Source organism: Pseudomonas sp. Irchel s3h17 (genome assembly GCF_900187505.1).
Taxonomy (GTDB): domain Bacteria; phylum Pseudomonadota; class Gammaproteobacteria; order Pseudomonadales; family Pseudomonadaceae; genus Aquipseudomonas.
Genome location: NZ_FYDL01000018.1, coordinates 1 through 20650, shown reverse-complemented (window position 1 = coordinate 20650; position 20650 = coordinate 1). Strand labels below are relative to the sequence as shown.

Sequence of the window (20650 nt, the reverse complement as noted above, 5' to 3'; positions counted from 1 at the left end):
GTTTCTCCGCACAGGTGAATTAGTTGGCCGTCGGCATGCTGAATTCAGGGCCCTTGGCGATGCTGTCGGGCCAGCGCTGCATCACGCTTTTGTAACGGCTGTAGAAGCGAATGCCTTCTTCGCCGTAAGCGTGGTGATCGCCGAATAGCGAGCGTTTCCAGCCGCCGAAAGAGTGCCAGGCCATCGGCACCGGAATCGGCACATTGATGCCAACCATGCCAACCTTGATCGTGCGGGCGAAGGCTCGGGCGATGCCGCCATCGCGGGTGAAACAGGACACGCCGTTACCGAACTCGTGAGCGTTGATCAACGCGACGGCGCTGGCGAAATCCGGCACCCGCACGATGCCCAGCACCGGGCCGAAAATTTCCTGCTGGTAGATGCTCATCTCGGTCGTTACGTTGTCGAACAGCGTCGCGCCGACGAAGAAGCCGTTTTCGGCGCCCGGCACCTTGAAGTGACGGCCGTCGACGATCAGCTGTGCGCCCTGAGCCACGCCTTCGTCGATGAAACCTTCGACCTTGGCCTTGTGCTCGGCGGTCACCAGCGGCCCCATGTCGCTGTCGCCCTTCAGGCCGTTGCCGACTTTTAGTTGATCAATACGCGGCAGCAGTTTGGCGATCAGTTGGTCGCCGACATCGCCCACCGCCACGGCAATCGAAATCGCCATGCAGCGCTCGCCGGCCGAACCGTAGGCCGCGCCGATCAAGGCATCCGCCGCTTGATCCAAATCTGCGTCGGGCATGACGATCATGTGATTCTTCGCCCCGCCCAGTGCCTGCACGCGCTTGCCACGCGAGGTGGCTTGCTTGTGGATGTACTCGGCAATCGGCGTCGAGCCGACAAAGGAAATCGCCTCGATATCCGGGTGTTGCAGCAACGCGTCGACCGCGGTCTTATCGCCCTGGACCACATTGAACACACCGTCCGGCAAACCGGCTTCGCTCAACAGACGGGCCATCAGCAAGCTGGCGGACGGATCACGCTCGGACGGCTTGAGGATGAAGCAGTTACCGGTGATCAGCGCCAGCGGGATCATCCACAGCGGCACCATCACCGGGAAGTTGAACGGCGTGACGCCGGCACACACGCCCAGCGGCTGACGCAGGTTCCAGTTATCGATGCCGCCGCCGATGTTATCGCTGAACTCGGTTTTCAGCAGGTTCGGCGCCCCACAGGCGTACTCGACGATTTCAATGCCCCGGGTGACTTCGCCCTTGGCGTCCGAAAACACCTTGCCGTGTTCAAGACTGATGATTTCTGCCAGCTCATCGTGGTGTTGGTCGAGCAATTCCTTGAACTTGAACATCACCCGCGAACGGCGCAGGGACGATTGTTCGGACCAGGCCGGAAAGGCTTTCAGGGCCGAGGCGACGGCTTCGTCTACGGTCTTCTGGCTGGCCAGCCCGACGCGCGCCTGGACGCTGCCGGTGGCCGGATTGAAAACGTTGCTGAACCGTTCGCTGTTGCTGTCTTGCACTTGACCGTGGATGTAATGGCCGATGATCGGGGCGTTGCTCATTGATCGTGTTCTCCGTGCAGAGGTTTGAATTCAGGCTTTTTCGTTCAAAGATCCAGCAGCCAGCTGTGCTGCGGATCGTTATGGAACTGCCAGACACGCTTCGGGCCGGCCATCACGTTCAGGTAATACGACTCGTAACCGTACGGCACGCTGACCGGGTGATAACCCTTGGGCACGACCACCAGGTCGCTGTTTTCCACGGCCATGGCCTGATCGATGCTGCGATCGTCGGTGTAGACCCGCTGGAATACGAAGCCCTGGGGCGGGTTGATCTGGTGGTAATAGGTTTCTTCGAGAAAGCTCTGGTGCGGCAAATCGTCGGTGTCGTGCTTGTGCGGCGGGTAGCTCGAGGAGTGACCCGACGGCGTACGCACTTCCACCACCAGCAGCGAATGGGCCGGTGCCGTGTCCGGCAGAATGTCGCAGACATACCGGGTGTTGGCGCCTTTACCGCGCACGCTGCGTTTCATGGTGTCGGGCTTGATCAGCCGTGGGCCGAGGCCGTTGCTCGCTGAACCGGGAGCGGCGCACACAGCAATTTGCACGTCGCTGAGCGCGACCACTTGCGCCTGACTGCCCGGTGGCAAGTACGCGGCGAACGGGGATTTGTCTTCGAACACCGACTGACGATCGCCGATGTTGTCCCAGTCGAACGCGCCCTGCCCCGGCGCTTCGCCGTTGATGCTGACCCGGCCGCTGAGCAGCACCAGGCACAGTTCTTTATCGCCGGCCGACACCGGCAGGGTTTCGCCCAGGCTCAAGCGGTAAGCGGCGAAGCCGACGTATTCCAGCTCACCTTTGCCCAGCTCGACCATGGTTCGGCCACGGGCGTTGCTTTTGACCAGCAGGCTCATCATGCAATCCTCTCGTCGAGCAGCGTGCGCAGGGTGTCGTAGCCTTTTTTGGCGTAGACATAACTCGGCGCCACCGCGGGGTCCTGTTCGGCTTCGACCACCAGCCAGCCGTGGTAATCGGCGGCCAGCAGTACGTCGAGCAAGGCGCCGAAGTCGATGTCACCGTCGCCGGGCACGGTGAACGTGCCGTTGATGATGCAGTCCGGGAAGCTCCACAGGTTGTTGCGCGCCAGTTGCACCACCGGTTTGCGCACGTCCTTGAAATGCACGTGGCAAATGCGTTCGATGTGTTTGCGCAGCACCTGCAAGGGTTCGCCGCCGCCCATGTAGCAATGACCCGAATCGAACAGCAGACCGACTTCACTGCCGGTCAGCGCCATCAATTTGTCGATGTCGGCCGGGGATTCGACGTAGGCACCCATGTGGTGGTGATAGGCCAGGCGCACACCTTGGGACAGGGTGAAACGTGCCAGTTCGGTGAGCTTGTCGGCGTATTCCTGCCAGGCGCGTTCGGTGTGGAAACGCGGGCGCTCGACCAGCGGAATGCGCTGGCCTTGAATGGAGTCGACGACTTCACCGTACACCAGCACCTTGGCGCCGTTCTTCGCCAACAGCTCGACATGGCTGCCGATGGCGTCGATTTCTTCGGCCACTGAGCGGCGGGCCAGACGACTGGAATACCAGCCGGACACCAGCGCCAGGTCGTAGGGCCGCAGCACGTCACCGACGCCTTTGGCATCCTTGGGGAACTTGCCGTTGAGTTCGAAACCTTCGTAGCCGATGTCCTTGCCTTCGCTCAACGCGGTGCTCAGCGGCGTCTCGCCACCAAGGGATGGCAGGTCATCGTTGCTCCAGGAGATCGGGTTGATGCCAATTCGAATAGCGGGCATGGCTGCACCTTTTATTGTTTTTCACAAATCAGTAAGACCGACGCTGAACCCCTTGTGGGAGCGAGCCTGCTCGCGAAAGCGGTGTGTCAGGCAACATCAATTTGACTGTGCTGCCGCCTTCGCGAGCAGGCTCGCTCCCACAGGGGTATTGCGCCAGCAGGTCCTATGCGTCACGCACGGGCTGTGCGCCAGGCATCGATCAGTTCGACAAACGTGCCCTGCACCTGGCAGATCAGCGCTTCATCGTCGATTTCACCAGCCATCCACGCGCGGCTCGGCTCCTGGAAAATCGTCCGGCCCACGGCGAAACCACGGCAAGTCTGGCTCTGGCTGGCCTGTTGAAACCCTTCGGCCAATGCTGCTGCTGGCGCGTTCAGCCCCAGCAACACTACGCCTCGGCAGTACGGATCACGCTCCTGAATCAGCTCGTCGAGTTGCTTCCACTCCTCGGCGCTCTGCGCTTCGATTTTCCACCACGCCGGGTAAATGCCCAGGTTGTAGAGGCGTTTGAGGGCGCGATACAACACGTCCGGATGGGTCGACGGGTGATCATTGGGCGGGATGATTTCCAGCAGCAGCTCATGACCGCTGACCTGGGATGCCTGATACAAACCCTTGATCTGTGCCTCCTGTTCCAGGCGCAGCATCGGTTCGTCGTCGGGATGGAATTGCACCAGGCACTTGATGATTTGTTCCTGCGGCCAGGCGATCAGGTTACTGCCGATGGAGCGACCATGCTCGAAGGCCAATGGACGCGAGCCTTGCACTTCTACCGGCCGCGCCACCCACCAGCCACGGCCGGTGGCGGCGTTCAGCGAGTCCTGGCCGAAGCGTTGATCAGCCAGCAGCCCGACATCGGCCTCGATGCCTTGCTTGTGCAAATCAGCTTCGACCCGCTCCACGGCTTTGATAAAGAGTTGCTTGAGTTCGCCGATAGCGTTCAGGTCGCGACCGCCCTTGTGCGCCAGCTCCACCAATTGCCCGCGATGGTCGAAAGCAAAAATGAACAGTTGCTTCCACTGTTTGCGCGGCACGCTGACCTGATGCAGGCGCTGCAACACCGCATCCTGATCCGGCCGGGTAATCGGCACCGGGCTGTTAAACAGATAGTCGAGTTCGGCGCGGGTCGGCATGGCCGGGGCGCAAGCATGGCGGGAGACCACCAGACCACCACAGGCATTGGCCAACTGGCAGCAGCGCTCATCGCTGACATCCTCCAGCCAACCGGCAAGGAAGCCCGACATGAAGGCATCGCCGGCGCCCAGTACATTGAGCACTTCCACTTGCACACCCGGATAAATGGCGCCGTCTTCTAGACGCTCCGGGATCACCCCGTGAATCACCGTGCAACCTTGCGGACCGAGCTTGACCACCAAGGTCGCAGCGCTCAGCCGCCGGACATTACGTAATGCCGTGAGCAAGTCCTCGGAGCCGCCAGCAATCAGAAACTCTTCTTCAGTGCCGACGATCAGGTCAAAACACGCGAGGATTTTCTGTACGTGCTGACTGACGTTCTGGTCGGCGACGAAACGGGTTTCGCCGTCAGCCTTACCTGCCAAGCCCCAAAGTACCGGGCGATAGTCGATGTCCAGCACCCGTTTGACGTTGTGCTTTTCGGCGTAATCCAGCGCCTGGATGCTCGCCTTGTAGACGCCGTCGGTGGAGAAATGGGTGCCGGTAATCAGCAGGGCTTTGCTGGAAGCGATGAAGGCTTCGCTGATGTCTTCAGCCCGCAGCGCCATGTCTGCGCAGTTTTCGCGGTAGAAGACCAACGGAAAGGTTTCGCGATCCTTGAGACCCAGCAGGACCATGGCGGTCAGGCGCTCCGGATCGACTTTGATGCCGCTGACGTCACAACCTTCGCGGACCAGGGATTCCACCAGGAAGCGGCCCATATGGTCGTCTCCCACCCGGCTCAGCATCGCCGATTTCAGACCCAACCGAGCCGTGCCGAAAGCGATGTTGGCGGACGATCCACCGAGGTATTTGGCGAAACTTGAAACATCTTCCAACCGCGCCCCGACTTGCTGCGCATAGAGGTCGACGCCAAGGCGCCCCAGGCAAATCAGATCCAACTGACGTCCACTGGCAAAACGAGTCTGGCCCATGCTGGCTCCTGTTATTTTTATCAGCCTGTGTTCAGGACGATGACCGCGCCGAACACTCTTGGTGGATGCAGACTAAAACGACCGGGACCGAACAATCAATAATTATTCCAAATATTTTTTACGTGGAATATTTTTTCCAATAAACTTTGATACGAGCGCTCCAGAGGCAGTGCATCGATTCAGCACGCTTCACACGACTGCAAGCTCATGATTTTGTTCGGGCCTACCCTGTAGACTGCGCACAGCCAACCTATTGTCAGGGGGCGAGGTGAAAATTCGTCCCTAGTAAGAACAAGCCTGAAGGATTCCCTATGTCACGCACCGATCAGCCGGCTACGACCGAGAGCACGCCCAAGAGCGATCTCGCCAGCCCCCCGATCAACGCCGAGCGTCTGCTGCAGCTGATCACCAATGAATACGACAGCCTGCCGCGCCAGCTCAAGCGCATCGCCAGTTACATGAGCCAGCAAAGCGACCGGATCATGGTCGACCGCATCAGCGACATCGCCCGCGAGTGCGAAGTGCACCCGTCGGCCATCGTGCGGTTTTCCCAGCGTTTCGGTTTCAGCGGCTTCAGCGAAATGCAGGCGTTGTTCCGCGAGGCGTATACCCACAAAACCACGCCGGTGCAGAACTACCAGCAGCGCATTCGCAGCATGATCGCCAACAAATCGCAGAAAGCCAGCGGCGGCGACCTTGCGCGCGAGTGCATCAACGCGACCCTGTCGGGCATCGAACAACTGGGACTGGAACTCGATGACCAGGCCTTCGACAAGGCAGTGGACATGGTAGTGAATGCCGATAACATCTACGTCGTCGGCGTGCGCCGTTCGTTCGCGGTAGCCGATTACCTGGTCTACAACCTGCAACACACCAACAAGCGCATCCACCTGGTCTCGGGGCTCGGCGGCAGCTACCGCGAGCAAATGCGCAGCGTGCGCGCCAATGACCTGGTGATCGCCATCAGCTTCACGCCATACGGCAAGGAAACCCAGCACTGCCTGCGCATCGCCCAGCATCAACAGGCGAAAACCCTGATCATCACCGACAGCAATCTCTCGCCCCTGGCCAAGCGCGCCAACACGCTGCTGCTGGTCAACGAAGGCAGTTCGTTTGCGTTCCGTTCATTGAGCGCGACCCTGTGCCTGTGCCAGGCGCTGTTTATCGCCGTGGCCTATCGACTGGAGTTGAAGGTCGACGATATTCACGAGCAGGTCGGGTTCGAAGACTGACCGAGACCTGGCGTTACGGCTGCGCGCGCAGCGCCCTCTCTGTCCTATCACTGGCAGCCGCTCTGTGGCTCGATGTAAATATTTATTCCATAAATTGATAATAAGGAATAATTATTCTATAAGTTGGATCTCTGAAAACAAGAATTTAGAGGATCCTGTCATGCGCGAACTCGGAATCGGACTTATCGGCACAGGTTTCATGGGCCGTGCCCATGCCCTGGCCTTTCGCAACGTCAGTGCGGCCTTCGAACTGCCCTTCACGCTTCGCCTCGCCGCCCTGGCCGACGCCGATCACGTTCGTGCGCAAGCATGCGCCACTGCCTGGGGCTTTGAGCAGGCCTATGGCGACTGGCAGCAATTAATCGACGATCCCAAGGTAAACCTGATCGCCATCACCACACCCAACCACCTGCACTACCCGATGGCCATGTCCGCTATTGCCGCCGGCAAGCCGGTGTACTGCGAAAAACCGCTGGCGGTGAGCCTTGAACAGGCCAATGCCATGCACCTGGCGGCCAAGGATGCCGGCGTGGTCACCCGTGTCGGCTACAACTACCAGCACAACCCGATCATCGGCCTGGCGCGGGAGTTGATTCAGAGCGGCAAACTCGGCGAGATCATCAGCTTTCAAGGTGAATTCAGCGAAGATTTCATGGCCGATCCATCGTCCCCCTGGTCATGGCGCTGCGAGGCCGAGCATGCAGGTGGCGCACTGGCGGATCTGGGCAGCCACTTGTTGGGCATGGCGCGCTATCTGCTCGGCAATGTCGAAGCAGTCTGTGCCGATTCCCAGACCGTGCACCGCCAGCGCCCAGTCACAGCCGGAAGCCAGGAACATCGCACAATTGCCGTCGACGATCAGACCCATGCATTGCTGCGCTTCGACAGCGGCGCGCGTGGCACCTTCAGCAGCAGTTGGCTCAAGCACGGCTACAAGAATCACCTGAGTTTCGAGATCAGCGGCACCCAGGGAACCCTGTCATTCGATCAGGAGCGCTTGAATGAGTTACGCCTGTGCCGTGTCGGCCAGGACGGCTTCCAGCGTTTACTGGCCGGGCCAAACCTGCCCGGATATGCAGCGTTCAGTCCAGCACCGGGGCATCAACTGGGCTACAACGAGTTGAAGACGCTGGAAGTGCATGAATTGATCATGGCCTTGGCCGGGCACGGACAAGCCGGCACCGATTTCGAGCATGCCCTGGAAGTGGAGCGGCTGGCGACGGCGATTCGATTGGCGGCGCGGGAACAGCGCTGGGTCAATATCAGCGAGGTTTGATAGCCGATAAGACTGCGCCGGCGCACCGACCCGGCTGAAGGACTTGGGCTTGACCGAGGCCGACCAGGATCGAGCGACTGTCATTGACTTGTCCAACCCCTACTTGAACCCAAGACCGATAGAGGCAAAGGCCATCCGGCAGCTGTTGCAAGATGCGTACGAAGGTGTTCGTCCGGCTTAAAACGGATGAGTCAACTCACTTTTCACGCTGGGATCAAAGAGCTACGACGCAAAATTCCGACCCGATGTTTCAGTCAGAACTCCACCCAGAGCCAGTCGTTTTGTAGGGGTAAAAGCGGCAAAAAATAAAAAGGGGGCACGAGATAAAGTCTCGTACCCCCTTGAATTATATGGTCGGGACGGAGTGATTCGAACACTCGCCCCCTAGTACCCTACGCTTGAAATTTACATGAAATACTTTAAAAAACAATGCCTTACGTTGTCTCCCACTACAATCGACGCTCTACGTGGTTCAGTTCAGTTTTACGTTTCTGAACTGAAGCAACAGCACGCACCGAAAAGACTACTTGATACCTGAATCGATGCACAATCTCACACACCGTAATGATGGATAGACTTACAGCAGAAACTATCGACAGGCTTCCTAGGAAAGAAACCCCTCGAAATCCAGATGGGGGAACAGGTGGGGGAACAAAATACAGCGAATACAAAAAAGCCCCGTAAAACGGGGCCTTTAGGTTTAAATTTGGCGGTGAAGGAGAGATTCGAACTCTCGATACAGTTTCCTGTATACACACTTTCCAGGCGTGCTCCTTAAGCCACTCGGACACTTCACCGTATCTCTTCAAACAAGTTCTGTCTGTCGAGGCGCGCTAATGTAGTCGAAAGCTTTTCCGATGGCAAACATTTTTTTCAGAATTTTCATGCGGTTAAGCGATTTGTCGATTCGGGCAGGTTGGCGGGTATGGCAAAGCTGCCATTCTTCGGCCAAGGGAACGCTTCTATATAGAAGGCAACGCGAGGTGGGCGTGGCCCGCGATGCTGGGCGGGGGCGGATTGGCTGACTGGCCGGTCAGTCATGGCGCTTTACCTGGCCCGCGGCCATGGGTAACGTCTGCCCCACTTCAATACAAGGAATAGCGTCATGAGTGAGTTGATTTCCTACCACCTCGAAGACGGTATCGCGACCCTGACCTTGAGCAATGGCAAGGTCAATGCCATCTCGCCGGACGTGATTGCCGCTTTTAATGCTGCACTGGACCAGGCGGTGACGGATCGCGCGGTGGTGATCATCACCGGTCAGCCGGGCATTCTGTCGGGCGGTTATGACTTGAAGGTGATGACAGCCGGTCCCAAGGACGCGGTGAACCTGGTGACCGCCGGCTCCACCCTGGCCCGTCGCCTGCTGTCCCACCCCTTCCCGGTCATCGTCGCGTGCCCTGGGCATGCGGTGGCCAAGGGTGCGTTCCTTCTGCTGTCGGCCGACTACCGTATTGGTGTCGATGGCCCGTTCAGCATTGGCCTGAACGAAGTACAGATCGGCATGACCATGCACCACGCCGGTATCGAACTGGCCCGTGACCGCCTGCGCAAGTCGGCGTTCCACCGTTCGGTGATCAACGGCGAGATGTTCGATCCGCAAGGCGCGGTGGATGCCGGTTTCCTCGACAAGGTGGTCGCCGCCGAAGAGCTGCAAGGCGCCGCGCTGGCTGCCGCGCGTCAGCTGAAGAAGATCAATATGACCGCCCACAAGAACACCAAGCTCAAAGTGCGCAAGGCCCTGCTCGAGACGCTGGACAACGCCATCATCCAGGATCAGCAACACCTGGGTTAAGCGCTGAAGGTGCAATGCTGAAAAGCCCGACCGTCGCGTCGGGCTTTTTCTTGCTCAAGGGGGCACAAAAGCCGGCAAGCGCTCTAGCCCGCCTCTGATAACAGATGTCGGAAACATGCGCTTAAACATCGCCCATCTCCTACTTATAGAGCGGCAATTGCCGAAAACAGTGCACATCCGTACACTGCGCCACCTTTTGCTCCGGTGGGCCTGTAGATGCTGTACCTGATTCGTATGTTGTTGATGGGCCTGCACTTTATGATCGCGGGTGGGCTGGGCGTGATCCTGGGCCTGTGCCGACCGTTCAATCCGGACAACAGCCGCCTGTGCGCCCGCCTCTACGCCTGGCCTGCCATGTGCATCCTGCGTCTGCGGGTCAAGACCGACGTCGACTCGCTGACCCACAAAAAGCAAAGCTGCGTGGTGATCGCCAACCACCAGTCCAACTACGATCTGTTCGTGCTGGGCAACGTCGTACCGCACCGCACCGTGTGCATCGGCAAGAAGAGCCTTAAATGGGTGCCCCTGTTCGGGCAACTGTTCTGGCTGGCCGGCAACGTGCTGATCGACCGTGGCAACGCCCACAAGGCGCGAAAGGCGATGCTCACCACCACCGACACCTTGCAACACAAGGACACCTCGATCTGGGTGTTCCCGGAAGGCACGCGCAACCTGGGCAAGGAACTGCTGCCATTCAAGAAGGGCGCGTTCCAGATGGCCATCGCGGCCGGCGTGCCCATCGTGCAGGTGTGTGTCAGCAACTACATCAACCACATGCGCCTTAATCGCTGGAACAGTGGCCGGATCCTGATCCGTTCGCTGCCGCCGATTCCCACGGCCGGGCTGACCCTCGACGACATGCCCGCGCTGATGGAGCAGTGCCGCGAGCAAATGCGCGAGTGCATCGACTTGCTGGACCGGCAACTGCAAGCGGCCTGAACCGGCTCACACCTGCAACAACCCGGGAACCTCTTCGATTTCACTGACTCTCAAGCCTCAGGGCGAGCTAAGCTGCATCTGCTTGTCACTGCCATTGCTCAAGAAGAAGTGAAACGGAACCATGGGTAGAGTCGTTGCGGCCGCGGTCTACAGCGCCGGTAAGAGAGTCACCAATATCACCCTCGATGAAGGCGCCGCCTGGGCCGCCAAACCTGGCCACTTTGTCTGGATCGGCCTCGAAGAGCCGAACGCCCAGGAGCTGGCCAACCTGCAGCGCCAGTTCAACCTGCATGAACTGGCCATCGAGGACGCCCTGGAAAAACACAGCCGACCGAAGCTGGAAACCTTCGGCGATGCGCTGTTCATCGTCACCTACTCTCCGGTGCGCGAGAACGGCAAGCTGGAGTTTATCGAGACCCACATTTTTGCCGGCAAGGGCTACATCATTACCTGCCGCAATGGTCAGTCGGCCTCCTACGCCCACGTGCGCCAGCGCTGCGAGGCGCGCCCGTTGCTGCTGGAGCACGGCGAGGATTTCGTGCTCTACGCCCTGCTCGACTTTGTGATCGAGAACTACCAGCCCGTGGGCGAAGCGATTCACGGCGAGATCGATGACCTGGAGCGCAATGTACTGTGCAGCGCCATGAGCGAAGTCGACATCCTGAACCTGCATGGCCTGCGCCGCGACGTGTTGCGCTTGCGTCGTTACGCGGCACCGATGGTGGAGATCAGCGAAGAACTGCAGAAGCTGAGTTTCCCGTTCATCGACAAGAACATGCGGCCGTACTTTCGTGACGTGCAGATCCACGTCACACGGCAGATGGAAGACCTCACCACCCTGCGCGACATCGCCAGCCAGACCATCGAGATCGGTGTGCTGCTGGAGGCCGCGCGGCAAAGCGTGGTGCAACGCAAGTTCGCCGCCTGGGCCGCGATCCTCGCATTCCCGACCGCCGTGGCCGGGATCTATGGGATGAACTTCGAGAACATGCCGGAGCTGAAATTGCACTACGGCTACTTCGGGGTGCTGGCGTTCATCACCGTCGGCTGTGTCGGGTTATGGGCCAGCTTCAAGCGCTCGGGGTGGTTGTAACGCGAGCAGCCAGCCAACGGCCTTGATCGAGTCATGAGATGCCACTTGCCAGGTAAAAGCCCAGCGGCGAATGAAGATCCCCTGTGGCGAGCGAGCTTGCTCGCGCTGGACGGCATAGCCGTCCCAACAAGGCCATCGAGGTATGTCAGGTAATCCGCATTCAGCTTTGTGGCGGCGGCTGCGCCACCGAGCGGGAGCAAGCTCCCTCGCCACGGGGCTAAGTACTGCCTGAAAGTAGTGAGCCTGAGTCATGAGGTGCCACTTGCCGGGTGAAAGCCCAGCGGCGGGTAAAGATCCCCTGTGGCGAGCGAGCTTGCTCGCGCTGGACGGCGCAGCCGGCCCAACAAGGCCATCGAGGTATGTCAGGTAATCCGCATTCAGCTTTGTGGCGGCGGCTGCGCCACCGAGCGGGAGCAAGCTCCCTCGCCACGGGGCTAAGTGTTGCCTGAAAGTAGTGAGCCTGAGTCATGAGCTGCCATCTGCCAACTGAAAGCCCAGCGGCGGTTGAAGATCCCCTGTGGCGAGCGAGCTTGCTCGCGCTGGACGGCATAGCCGTCCCAACAAGGCCATCGAGGTGTGGCAGGTAATCCGCATTCAGCTTTGTGGCGGCGGCTGCGCCACCGAGCGGGAGCAAGCTCCCTCGCCACGGGGCTAAGTGTTGCCTGAAAGTAGTGTGCCTGAGTCATGAGCTGCCATCTGCCAACTGAAAGCCCAGCGGCGGTTGAAGATCCCCTGTGGCGAGCGAGCTTGCTCGCGCTGGACGGCGCAGCCGTCCCAACAAGGCCATCGAGGTGTGGCAGGTAATCCGCATTCAGCTTTGTGGCGGCGGCTGCGCCACCGAGCGGGAGCAAGCTCCCTCGCCACGGGGCTAAGTGTTGCCTGAAAGTAGTGTGCCTGAGTCATGAGGTGCCACTTGCCGGGTGAAAGCCCAGCGGCGGGTAAAGATCCCCTGTGGCGAGCGAGCTTGCTCGCGCTGGACGGCGCAGCCGTCCCAACAAGGCCATTGAGGTATGTCAGGTAATCCGCATTCAGCTTTGTGGCGGCGGCTGCGCCACCACTACGCCGTCACCGAGAACAAGCAACCATTGAGTGACACCCCGGGCACCCGGGCCACGGATGAGAGGTTCACCAGCCGGGCCGGCTTCGGTTACCTGTTCGACAACGGTGTGACGCCGTACGCAAGCTACTCCGAGTCGTTCCTGCCGCAGTCCGGTACTGACGTCAACGCCAGTCCGTTCGAGCCAACCCTCTGGGCTTCAGCCCTGCGATTTATACCTCGCGGGTGTAGGTGGCTGGCGGACAGCGCCGCGCACCCGGGCAACGCGACCGGCCTGACCTACAGCCAACCGCCGACGTCCGAATCTCAGGTTGCCTGCAGGGGAATGGACGATGCCCGATGCAAATCAATCGCAACCGCTCAGGCCAGTCAGCGAAAGCTCTGCACCGCTGCCCCCAGCACCACGACACCGGCCGCAATCGCCAGCCAGAAACCGCTGCGGGCGCCAAAGGCATCCACCAGCCAGCCGGAACCCGCCGCGCCGATGGCCACGCCAATGCTCAGGCCGGTGACCAGCCAGGTCAGGCCTTCGGTGAGTTTGGCCGGCGGTACGAGGCGCTCCACCAAGGCCATGGCCACGATCAGCGTCGGAGCAAAAAACAGTCCGGAGACAAACATCGCCAGCGCCAGCCCGAAGATATTGCTCGCCAGCAGCAACGGCAGCGTGGTCACCGCGGTCGCCACCCCGCCATACAGAAACAGGCGCGGCAGCGGTACGTCGAATTTCAACGCCCCGAACGCCAGGCCGGCCAGGCACGAACCGATGGCGTACACCGAAAGCACAATACTCGCCGCCGCCGGCTGCCCCTGCTGCTGAGCGAAGGCCACGCTGACCACGTCGATCACCCCCACGATGGTGCCCAGGGCGATCATCAGCAGGATCAGCAAGCGCACTTCCAGCGAAGCAATGGCCGAGCCTGGCAGCTCCCGATCATGGGGGTGAATGGCCGGCTCGGTGCTGCGTTGCAACACAAACGCCGTCACGCCGATGGCCAACGCCAGCAACGCCGCCAACGGCCCGGCCTCGGGAAAGACCACCACGCACAAGCCCACCGACAGCGGCGGGCCGACGATAAAGCACACCTCGTCGAGCACCGACTCCAGCGCATAGGCGGTTTGCAGTTCGGGTTGACCGCGATAGATCTCGGTCCAGCGTGCCCGCACCATCGCCGACATGCTCGGCATGCACCCGGCCAGCGCGGCAAATACAAACAGCGTCCACTGGGGGGCCTGCAAACGGGTACACAGCAACAGTAACAACAGCGCACCGCCGCCGACCAATGCCGCGACGGGCAGCACCCGGCCCTGACCAAAGCGGTCGACCATCCGTGACACCTGTGGCGCGCAAAACGCCGTGGCCAGGGCGAAGGTCGCCGCCACCGAGCCGGCCAGCGTGTAGCCGCCCTGCAACTGCGCGAGCATGGTGATCAGGCCGATGCCGGTCATGGAGATCGGCATGCGCGCGAGCATCCCGGCCAGCACAAAGGCCCGGCTGCCCGGGGCCTTGAATAACACCGAATAAGGGTTTGCCATTGGGGGGGCTTGCCTCTCCTTGGGGGATGCAACTTGCCATAAAGCGTCCGTGCATTAAAATCACATACGACACGTATGTCTTGAATCATGCAAACATACGCAGCGTATGTCAAACCGCAGGATCGTTTCGAGGGACACCATGGGCCAGCAACCACGCGCCAAAATGATTGAGCAGACCCGAGCCAAACTGATCACCAGCGCCCGCCACGCCTTCGGTACCCAAGGCTATGGCAATACCTCAATGGACGATTTCACCGCCCAGGTCGGCCTGACGCGCGGTGCGCTGTATCACCATTTCGGCGACAAAAAGGGCTTGCTGGCGGCGGTGGTCGCGCAGATCGACAGTGAAATGGACGCCCGCCTCGATGCCATCTCTGCCAGTGCCGGCGATCCCTGGAGCGGGTTCTGCCAGCGTTGCACGGCCTATCTGTACATGGCCCAGGAACACGAAATCCAGCGCATCCTGTTGCTGGACGCCCCCGCCGTGCTGGGTGACCTGACGCTGAACCTGCAACACGACTGCGTGGCTACCCTGAGGCGCTTGCTCGAACACTTGATGGAACATCACTTCATCACCCCCGCCCCACCCGAGGCCCTGGCACGCCTGATCAATGGCAGCCTGGTACAGGCGGCGCTGTGGATCGCGCGCGACGAAGCCCCGGCAGAACGATTGCACGAAGCGCTACAGGGGCTGGAGGTGTTGTTGCGGGGGTTGCGCAACCATGCGCCCGTGGGCAAGTAGGGCTCACCCCTGGATCGCTCCGGCAAACTGGGCACCGTTTTTTTGGCGGCATCACTTCAAGCATGTGATGAGCAACGCCGAGCCTTGACGGCTCCCAGGCCATGCACGGCCCTCAGGGCTGGCTGAAAAAATCGCTCCTGCGCCCTACAGACCTTGAACAACCATCGCGGATCGACCGCGCGGGACCCGCGTAAATGCCCTGTTGCCAGCACTCACCTACCCTCATAAGATCGGCCCTCAACGGGTACAGCGGAGCTGTGCAACAAAAACCCGAATTCAAGGAATCCGAATGACCCAACGCATCCATCGCAGCATCGACACACCACCGCGCACCGGCCTGACCCGGGACCAACTCTGGGAAGCCGAAGACAAAGGCCTGATCAAATGCTGGGAAATCGGCCGCGAACGCGCCGCAAGGTTTCCCCTGCTGGCCCAGCGCTGCCTGACCGGTGAACTCCCGGTATTGGGCTGGAAAGGTGGCGTCAGCCGCAGCCTGAAGAAACGCGAAAAGTACGGTTCCCTCAAATACCTCGCCCAATGGCAGGGCCTGCGCGGTGAGTCCCTGGACATCGACCTGACCCAGGAACACCCATTGACCTGCGCCAGAACCCGGATGGTCGTGACGTTTACCCCCGACCGTTCGAAGTACATCAATGAGCAGACGGAAATCGAAGCCCAGGAGTAAGACCCATGGTGGATTTGCATGAGGAGTTTCAGAACAGCGCTTTCTTTCACGAAGCGCGGATAGATCGCCGCTCAGCGGATGCGTTGGTCGGTATTACCGCGGGACTTGCTGCCGATGAAAAAATCGACCAACAGGAAGCCGAGTTTCTCAAGAACTGGATCGAAACCCATCTGGTCCACTTGAGCGATCCGGTCGTCAACCTCCTCTACAAACGCCTCGCCAGCATGCTCAGCGATGGGGTGCTGGATGCTGAAGAGTCAGCCGAACTCCTGGAGATGCTGCATCAGTTCGCCGGCCTTCCCATCGGTTCGACTGTAACCTTCACCAGCCCCACCACTCTTCCCTTGAACAATCCGCCTCCCATTCTCAGCTGGGTTGACCGGGTATTTCTCTTTACCGGGGTGATGGCCTACGGCCCGCGCAAAGACTGTGAGTCCCTGATTCTCGAACGCGGCGGATTGATTGGTGGCTCTGTCAGCAAGAAGGTCCACTATCTGATCGTCGGTAGCATCGGCAATGATCAATGGTTGCATAGCAGCTACGGCACCAAGATCAAAAGGGCCGTGGAGCTGCGGGAAAGTGGCACGTCGATTGCGATCATCAGCGAAGAGCACTGGCAGAAAATGTTATTCGCCTGACTCCCCCACGCACTCTCTTGAAAACCGCTCCCGATACGCCTTCGGTGTCACCCCCATGGCCCGCAGGAAACTGCGGCGCAGGGTTTCTTCGCTGCCGAAGCCACATTGCGTTGCGATCCGCTTGATCGGCACAACCGTGTCGCACAGCAGGCGGCGGGCGGTTTCGACGCGGATCTGCTCGATGGCCCGCGCCGGGGTCTGCCCGGTGTCGGCGCGGTAGTGGCGGATGAAACTGCGTTCGCTCATGCCGGCTTGCAGCGCCAGCGCCGATAGGCCGAGGTCCAGGGTGAGGTGCTCGGCGATCCAGGCGTGCAGTTCGTCAAAACGATTGCCTTGCCGTTGCAGGTCCAGGGTGACGCTGAACTGCGATTGACCGCCCGGCCGCTTGAGGAACACTACCAGTTGCCGCGCCACGTCCAGCGCCATGGCCCGCCCCAGGTCCGCTTCCACCAGCGCCAGCGACAGGTCGATGCCGGCCGTGACCCCGGCCGAGGTCCAGACCGGGCCGTCGTTGATGAAAATCGGATTGGGCTCGACCCGCAGGCGCGGATACTGCTGCGCCAGTTGCTCGCAACGCGTCCAGTGCGTGACCACCCGACGGCCGTCGAGCCAACCGCTGGCAGCCAGCAAAAACGCCCCCGTGCACACCGACGCCACGCGCCGCGACACCGCTGCCTGCTGGCGCACCCAATGCACCAGGCCGCTGTCTTGCGACGCCGCGTATATCCCCCAGCCACCGGCGATGATCAGGGTGTCAGAGGGTTGCTCCGGCAAGGGTTCGGCAAGCATGGCCAACCCCGCTGAAGACAGCACCGCCCCGCCCCCGGCGGCAATCACCGTCGGCGCATAGGGGGGTGGCAACCCTCGCTGGACGGCAATGTCATTGGCGCTGGCAAACACCTGCAACGGCCCGGTGACATCCAGCAATTGGACATTGGCGAAGGCCAGCACATGAATGGTTTTCGGCGAGGTCGGCATGATTGGCGTGATTCGAGGGCTTATTGGCGTATACGCCAAATCCTACGAGCTTACAGTCAAACCGTCCACCCATGCCGGGTGAGTGCGTGCAGACCCAGGAGAGAGCGTCATGACGTTGCAGATTGGTTTTCTGTTGTTCCCCCAGGTGCAGCAACTGGACCTGACCGGTCCCTACGATGTACTGGCATCGCTGCCGGACGTGAAGGTGCATCTGATCTGGAAAGACCTGATCCCCGTGACGGCCAGTACTGGCCTGGTCCTCAAGCCGACCACCACCTTCGATGACTGCCCGGACCTGGATGTGATTTGCATCCCCGGCGGCAGCGGCGTCGGCCCGTTGATGGAGGACCCGCAGACCCTGGCGTTCATCCAGGCCAAGGCCGCCAAGGCGCGCTATGTCACCTCGGTATGTACCGGGGCCCTGGTACTCGGCGCCGCCGGGTTGCTCAAGGGCAAGCGAGCGACCACTCACTGGGCGTATCACGACTTGTTGAGCCTGCTGGGGGCGATTGCAGTGAAGGACCGGGTGGTTCGCGACGGCAATCTGCTGACCGGTGGCGGGATCACGGCCGGCATCGACTTTGCCCTGACGCTGGCGGCCGAGTTGTATGGCGACGACGTCGCGCAGTTGCTGCAATTGCAACTCGAATACGCACCAGCCCCCCCATACAACTCGGGCGACCCGCTCACGGCGCCCAAGCGCGTACTGGAACACGCTCAACAGCGCGTGGCCGATGCGTTGTATCAACGCCGGCAGATCACCGAGCGCGCCGCGACCAGGCTCGACAAAGCCCTGGCCTAAGCGTGACGGGCGTGTCGGTCATTGGCCACGAATGAGCTGACTGTGCCATCGCCATAGGCCCGCTCCACCCTGGAGATCACCACCTGATAGCCCGCGTACCACTTGCGGTATTGGCGCTTGGCCTCCAGGTGGCGCGGATCGAGGCTTCGTCCCGTGGCCCGGGTTTGTAGATGAGCGGCGTGATGGTGACCAGTGCGGAACCCTTTGCCACCACCGAACATGTCCCCCACGCATTGCGCGTCGCGATGGGTTCGATCGGCATGGCACCACTCGAGCAGGCACTGGAGATACTGCGGGGAGTGGTCGAGGTGTGAAGCGGCTTTATCGCGCCCATAAAAAAACCCGCCGAAGCGGGTTTTCAAGACCATGACGACATCCTGTCGATGCGTTCCTTGCATATGGCCGATCATCCATGACCCTGAGTACATCCTGTGCTCAGTTGATGGAGCAAGAATACCCTTGGGATCCAAAGCGCAATAGACGACATAGTTATCATTGCATGTAAGACATTCGCTATAGAAACATTGCGAGAAACCTTGCCGCCAGCTGCCCTCCAGCGCCGCTGGCCGCTGGAAACACACCGGATCGATTGCAGAGGATGGGCTCACGCCGAAAGCGGATACCGGGGTCGCGAAAACGCGACCCCATTGATAACGGACGATGGGGCATGCGGGGCATCAGTGGGTGGCAAGGTACGTCTCGATGTTGTTCATTTGCTCATCCCAGCCACGGCTGTCCATGCGGAACGCCTTGAGGCGACGCTCTGCCGGGATGTTGTCGAAACCTGACTCAATGACCCGCAGCAACGTGCCGCCGTCCATGTCTTCGAGTTCGAACAACACCAGGGTGGTGGGTTCCGAGGAATAATCCACTGCGGGCTCCACGGCATAAGGATGCCAGCGAAACGCAAGCACCCGCTCCGGCTCGACCCTCATCACCTCCACGTCCCAGACCAGATGCTCATAGCCCGGGTAAGTGATTTGCCCCTGGGTACGCTCGCCCGCCACGAAACGCTTGCCGCCCAGTGCGACGCCAAACCACTGGCCAAAGGACTCGGCATTGGCCAGGGCCTGCCAGACTTTCGAGCGTGGAACCCTGAGCAGGATCTTTCTTTCGATACGATCTGATGTGTGCATAGGGCACCTCCTTTGATGAACACTAGGCGCGGACGCCCGAACGGGCAATCTTGCCGATGCATCCAACACTTACGACTCGCCCCGGCGATCATCGTTCAGCGTGGGGCAACGCCCGGTTATCGGTGCTAACGTGGGCTTTCGACCGTTCGTCAGCCGCGTAAAGGAAGACACCATGAGCACACTCCACGGCAGTTGCCTGTGCAAGGCCATCGCCTATGAACTCGACCGCCTCGACATGCCCGTCAGTCACTGCCATTGCCACACCTGCCGCAAGGCGCATGGGGCTGCGTTCGCCTCGACGGCCGGGGTCATGCGTGAACATTTTCGCTGGACCAGGGGGCAGGAGCTGCTGACATCGTTCGAGTCATCCCCCGGCAAGCTGCGGCATTTTTGCTCGCGCTGCGGCTCACAGCTGATGGCCGAACGCCCGGCCCAACCCCATGTGATTGTGCGGGTGGCCACCCTGGATGATGACCCGGGCGTGACGCCACAGGCGCACATCTGGACCGCTCACGATGTGCCGTGGCTGGCGTATCAAGGGATCCCTGAGTGCGCGCAGTGGCAGCCGACCTGAAGCTTGCGCAGACCTGGCGAGTGTTCTTCAATCACCCCCCCACTCAATGTCCCGACCTCAAGCGAGCCCTCCCATGCGCTTACCGTGTTTACTGGCCCTTGCCCCCCTGCTGCTGGCCTCCGGCGCCCAGGCTGACAACTGCGCCAACGCCGTCGACCAGCGCACGATGAACGCGTGCGCCGCCAAGGACTACCAGAGCGCCGACAAGCAGCTCAACAGCCTCTACAAGCAGATCAATGAGCGCCTGAAGGACAACCCCGAGGGCAAAAAGCTGCTGGTGGGTGCGCAACGCGCCTGGGTGGCATTTCGTGATGCCGAGTGTGGGTTCTCTGCCTCCGGGGTGGCCGGTGGCAGTGTCTACCCGCTGATCCACAGCCGCTGCCTGGCCGAGCAGACCAAGGCAAGGGTGGCGGCGTTCAAGACCTACCTCGAGTGCCAGGAAGGCGACCTCGGCTGCCCGGTGCCCGGGGCTTGATACCGGGGGCCGGTGAAGGCCGCGCGCGACCTTCCTGCAAACGCACCACCTGCCTGCAGACGGATTGATCGTTCCCATGCTCTGAACTGCCCCTCCAAAGACTGGATACAACCTTTGGGGTGTTTTATGGGTGCCAACTTTTTCGCGCACAAAAACAAAACCCCTACCTGCAGATGCAGATAGGGGTTTCGGAATTTAATCTTGACGATGACCTACTCTCACATGGGGAAACCCCACACTACCATCGGCGATGCATCGTTTCACTGCTGAGTTCGGGATGGGATCAGGTGGTTCCAATGCTCTATGGTCGTCAAGAAATTC

Annotated in this window: 19 protein-coding genes, 1 tRNA gene, 1 rRNA gene and 1 pseudogene; 12 read left to right on the top strand and 10 right to left on the bottom strand. The window is 60.5% G+C overall.

Annotation, left to right across the window (positions count from 1 at the left end; genetic code table 11):
- Nucleotides 1-19: 19 nt before the first annotated feature.
- From CKW25_RS22275 to iolC, 4 genes are all read right to left on the bottom strand, one after another.
- Nucleotides 20-1522: a CoA-acylating methylmalonate-semialdehyde dehydrogenase gene (locus tag CKW25_RS22275; protein ID WP_095082606.1), complete on the bottom strand. Its 1503-nt coding sequence runs from the start codon at nt 1520-1522 to the stop codon at nt 20-22.
- A 44-nt stretch (nt 1523-1566) separates the two neighbouring features.
- On the bottom strand, nt 1567-2376 hold the full coding sequence (gene iolB / locus CKW25_RS22270) for a 5-deoxy-glucuronate isomerase (protein WP_095082604.1): 810 nt from the start codon (nt 2374-2376) through the stop codon (nt 1567-1569).
- Nucleotides 2376-3266 carry a myo-inosose-2 dehydratase gene (gene iolE / locus CKW25_RS22265; protein WP_095082602.1) on the bottom strand — a complete coding sequence of 297 codons (891 nt, stop codon included), beginning with the start codon at nt 3264-3266 and terminating at the stop codon, nt 2376-2378. The genes iolB and iolE overlap by 1 nt, the downstream gene beginning before the upstream one ends.
- A 170-nt stretch (nt 3267-3436) precedes the next feature.
- Complete coding sequence (gene iolC / locus CKW25_RS22260; RefSeq protein WP_095082600.1) at nt 3437-5374, bottom strand: 5-dehydro-2-deoxygluconokinase; 1938 nt, start codon at nt 5372-5374, stop codon at nt 3437-3439.
- A 311-nt stretch (nt 5375-5685) separates the two neighbouring features.
- On the opposite strand from iolC, the gene CKW25_RS22255 reads away from it, so the two are divergent.
- The 3 genes and pseudogenes from CKW25_RS22255 to CKW25_RS27160 form a co-directional block, all read left to right on the top strand.
- Nucleotides 5686-6606, top strand: coding sequence for a MurR/RpiR family transcriptional regulator (locus CKW25_RS22255; RefSeq protein ID WP_095082598.1), 921 nt, complete (start codon nt 5686-5688; stop codon nt 6604-6606).
- 160 nt (nt 6607-6766) lie between these two features.
- Nucleotides 6767-7882 (top strand): Gfo/Idh/MocA family protein, encoded by a 1116-nt coding sequence (locus CKW25_RS22250; RefSeq protein ID WP_095082596.1) that lies wholly within the window; start codon nt 6767-6769, stop codon nt 7880-7882.
- Nucleotides 7883-7901: 19 nt separating this feature from the next.
- Nucleotides 7902-8063: pseudogene (locus tag CKW25_RS27160) on the top strand (maleylacetate reductase); the annotation flags it as partial.
- 526 nt (nt 8064-8589) lie between these two features.
- Here CKW25_RS27160 and CKW25_RS22240 read toward each other — a convergent pair.
- Nucleotides 8590-8679, bottom strand: a tRNA-Ser gene (locus CKW25_RS22240).
- Between the two features lie 308 nt (nt 8680-8987).
- Here CKW25_RS22240 and CKW25_RS22235 point away from each other — a divergent pair.
- From CKW25_RS22235 to CKW25_RS22225, 3 genes are all read left to right on the top strand, one after another.
- Complete coding sequence (locus CKW25_RS22235; protein ID WP_095082594.1) at nt 8988-9677, top strand: crotonase/enoyl-CoA hydratase family protein; 690 nt, start codon at nt 8988-8990, stop codon at nt 9675-9677.
- A gap of 216 nt (nt 9678-9893) precedes the next feature.
- Nucleotides 9894-10616: a 1-acylglycerol-3-phosphate O-acyltransferase gene (locus CKW25_RS22230; protein ID WP_095082592.1), complete on the top strand. Its 723-nt coding sequence runs from the start codon at nt 9894-9896 to the stop codon at nt 10614-10616.
- A gap of 121 nt (nt 10617-10737) precedes the next feature.
- Nucleotides 10738-11709, top strand: a complete 972-nt coding sequence (locus CKW25_RS22225; RefSeq protein ID WP_095082590.1) for a magnesium and cobalt transport protein CorA — start codon at nt 10738-10740, stop codon at nt 11707-11709.
- 1426 nt (nt 11710-13135) lie between these two features.
- Here the strand turns inward: CKW25_RS22225 and CKW25_RS22220 are convergent.
- Nucleotides 13136-14299, bottom strand: a complete 1164-nt coding sequence (locus CKW25_RS22220; protein WP_095082588.1) for an MFS transporter — start codon at nt 14297-14299, stop codon at nt 13136-13138.
- A gap of 139 nt (nt 14300-14438) precedes the next feature.
- On the opposite strand from CKW25_RS22220, the gene CKW25_RS22215 reads away from it, so the two are divergent.
- The 3 genes from CKW25_RS22215 (at nt 14439) to CKW25_RS22205 (ending at nt 16364) form a co-directional block, all read left to right on the top strand.
- Nucleotides 14439-15041: a TetR/AcrR family transcriptional regulator gene (locus CKW25_RS22215; RefSeq protein WP_095082586.1), complete on the top strand. Its 603-nt coding sequence runs from the start codon at nt 14439-14441 to the stop codon at nt 15039-15041.
- A 289-nt stretch (nt 15042-15330) separates the two neighbouring features.
- The gene (locus CKW25_RS22210) at nt 15331-15726 is read left to right on the top strand and encodes a hypothetical protein (RefSeq protein ID WP_095082584.1); all 396 of its coding nucleotides are present in this window, start codon (nt 15331-15333) and stop codon (nt 15724-15726) included.
- 5 nt (nt 15727-15731) lie between these two features.
- Entirely contained in the window at nt 15732-16364 is a 633-nt protein-coding gene (locus CKW25_RS22205; protein ID WP_095082582.1) for a BRCT domain-containing protein, read from the top strand.
- Here CKW25_RS22205 and CKW25_RS22200 read toward each other — a convergent pair.
- Nucleotides 16353-17342: a GlxA family transcriptional regulator gene (locus tag CKW25_RS22200; protein WP_095082580.1), complete on the bottom strand. Its 990-nt coding sequence runs from the start codon at nt 17340-17342 to the stop codon at nt 16353-16355. The two genes, CKW25_RS22205 and CKW25_RS22200, sit on opposite strands and share 12 nt — an antisense overlap.
- A gap of 109 nt (nt 17343-17451) precedes the next feature.
- Between CKW25_RS22200 and inhA the strand changes: the two genes are divergently transcribed.
- Entirely contained in the window at nt 17452-18144 is a 693-nt protein-coding gene (gene inhA / locus CKW25_RS22195; protein ID WP_095082578.1) for an isonitrile hydratase, read from the top strand.
- Here the strand turns inward: inhA and CKW25_RS27155 are convergent.
- Nucleotides 18141-18512: a hypothetical protein gene (locus CKW25_RS27155; protein ID WP_256578008.1), complete on the bottom strand. Its 372-nt coding sequence runs from the start codon at nt 18510-18512 to the stop codon at nt 18141-18143. The two genes, inhA and CKW25_RS27155, sit on opposite strands and share 4 nt — an antisense overlap.
- 309 nt (nt 18513-18821) lie before the next feature.
- Nucleotides 18822-19280 (bottom strand): SRPBCC family protein, encoded by a 459-nt coding sequence (locus CKW25_RS22180; RefSeq protein ID WP_095082576.1) that lies wholly within the window; start codon nt 19278-19280, stop codon nt 18822-18824.
- Nucleotides 19281-19452: 172 nt separating this feature from the next.
- Here CKW25_RS22180 and CKW25_RS22175 point away from each other — a divergent pair, with 172 nt between their 5' ends.
- Together CKW25_RS22175 and CKW25_RS22170 are read left to right on the top strand one after the other, a co-directional pair.
- Nucleotides 19453-19854, top strand: coding sequence for a GFA family protein (locus CKW25_RS22175; RefSeq protein ID WP_143497431.1), 402 nt, complete (start codon nt 19453-19455; stop codon nt 19852-19854).
- Nucleotides 19855-19927: 73 nt separating this feature from the next.
- Nucleotides 19928-20329 (top strand): lysozyme inhibitor LprI family protein, encoded by a 402-nt coding sequence (locus tag CKW25_RS22170; RefSeq protein WP_095082574.1) that lies wholly within the window; start codon nt 19928-19930, stop codon nt 20327-20329.
- Nucleotides 20330-20528: 199 nt separating this feature from the next.
- On the opposite strand, the gene rrf is transcribed toward CKW25_RS22170, so the two are convergent.
- Nucleotides 20529-20644, bottom strand: a 5S ribosomal RNA gene (gene rrf / locus CKW25_RS22165).
- Nucleotides 20645-20650 lie beyond the last annotated feature (6 nt).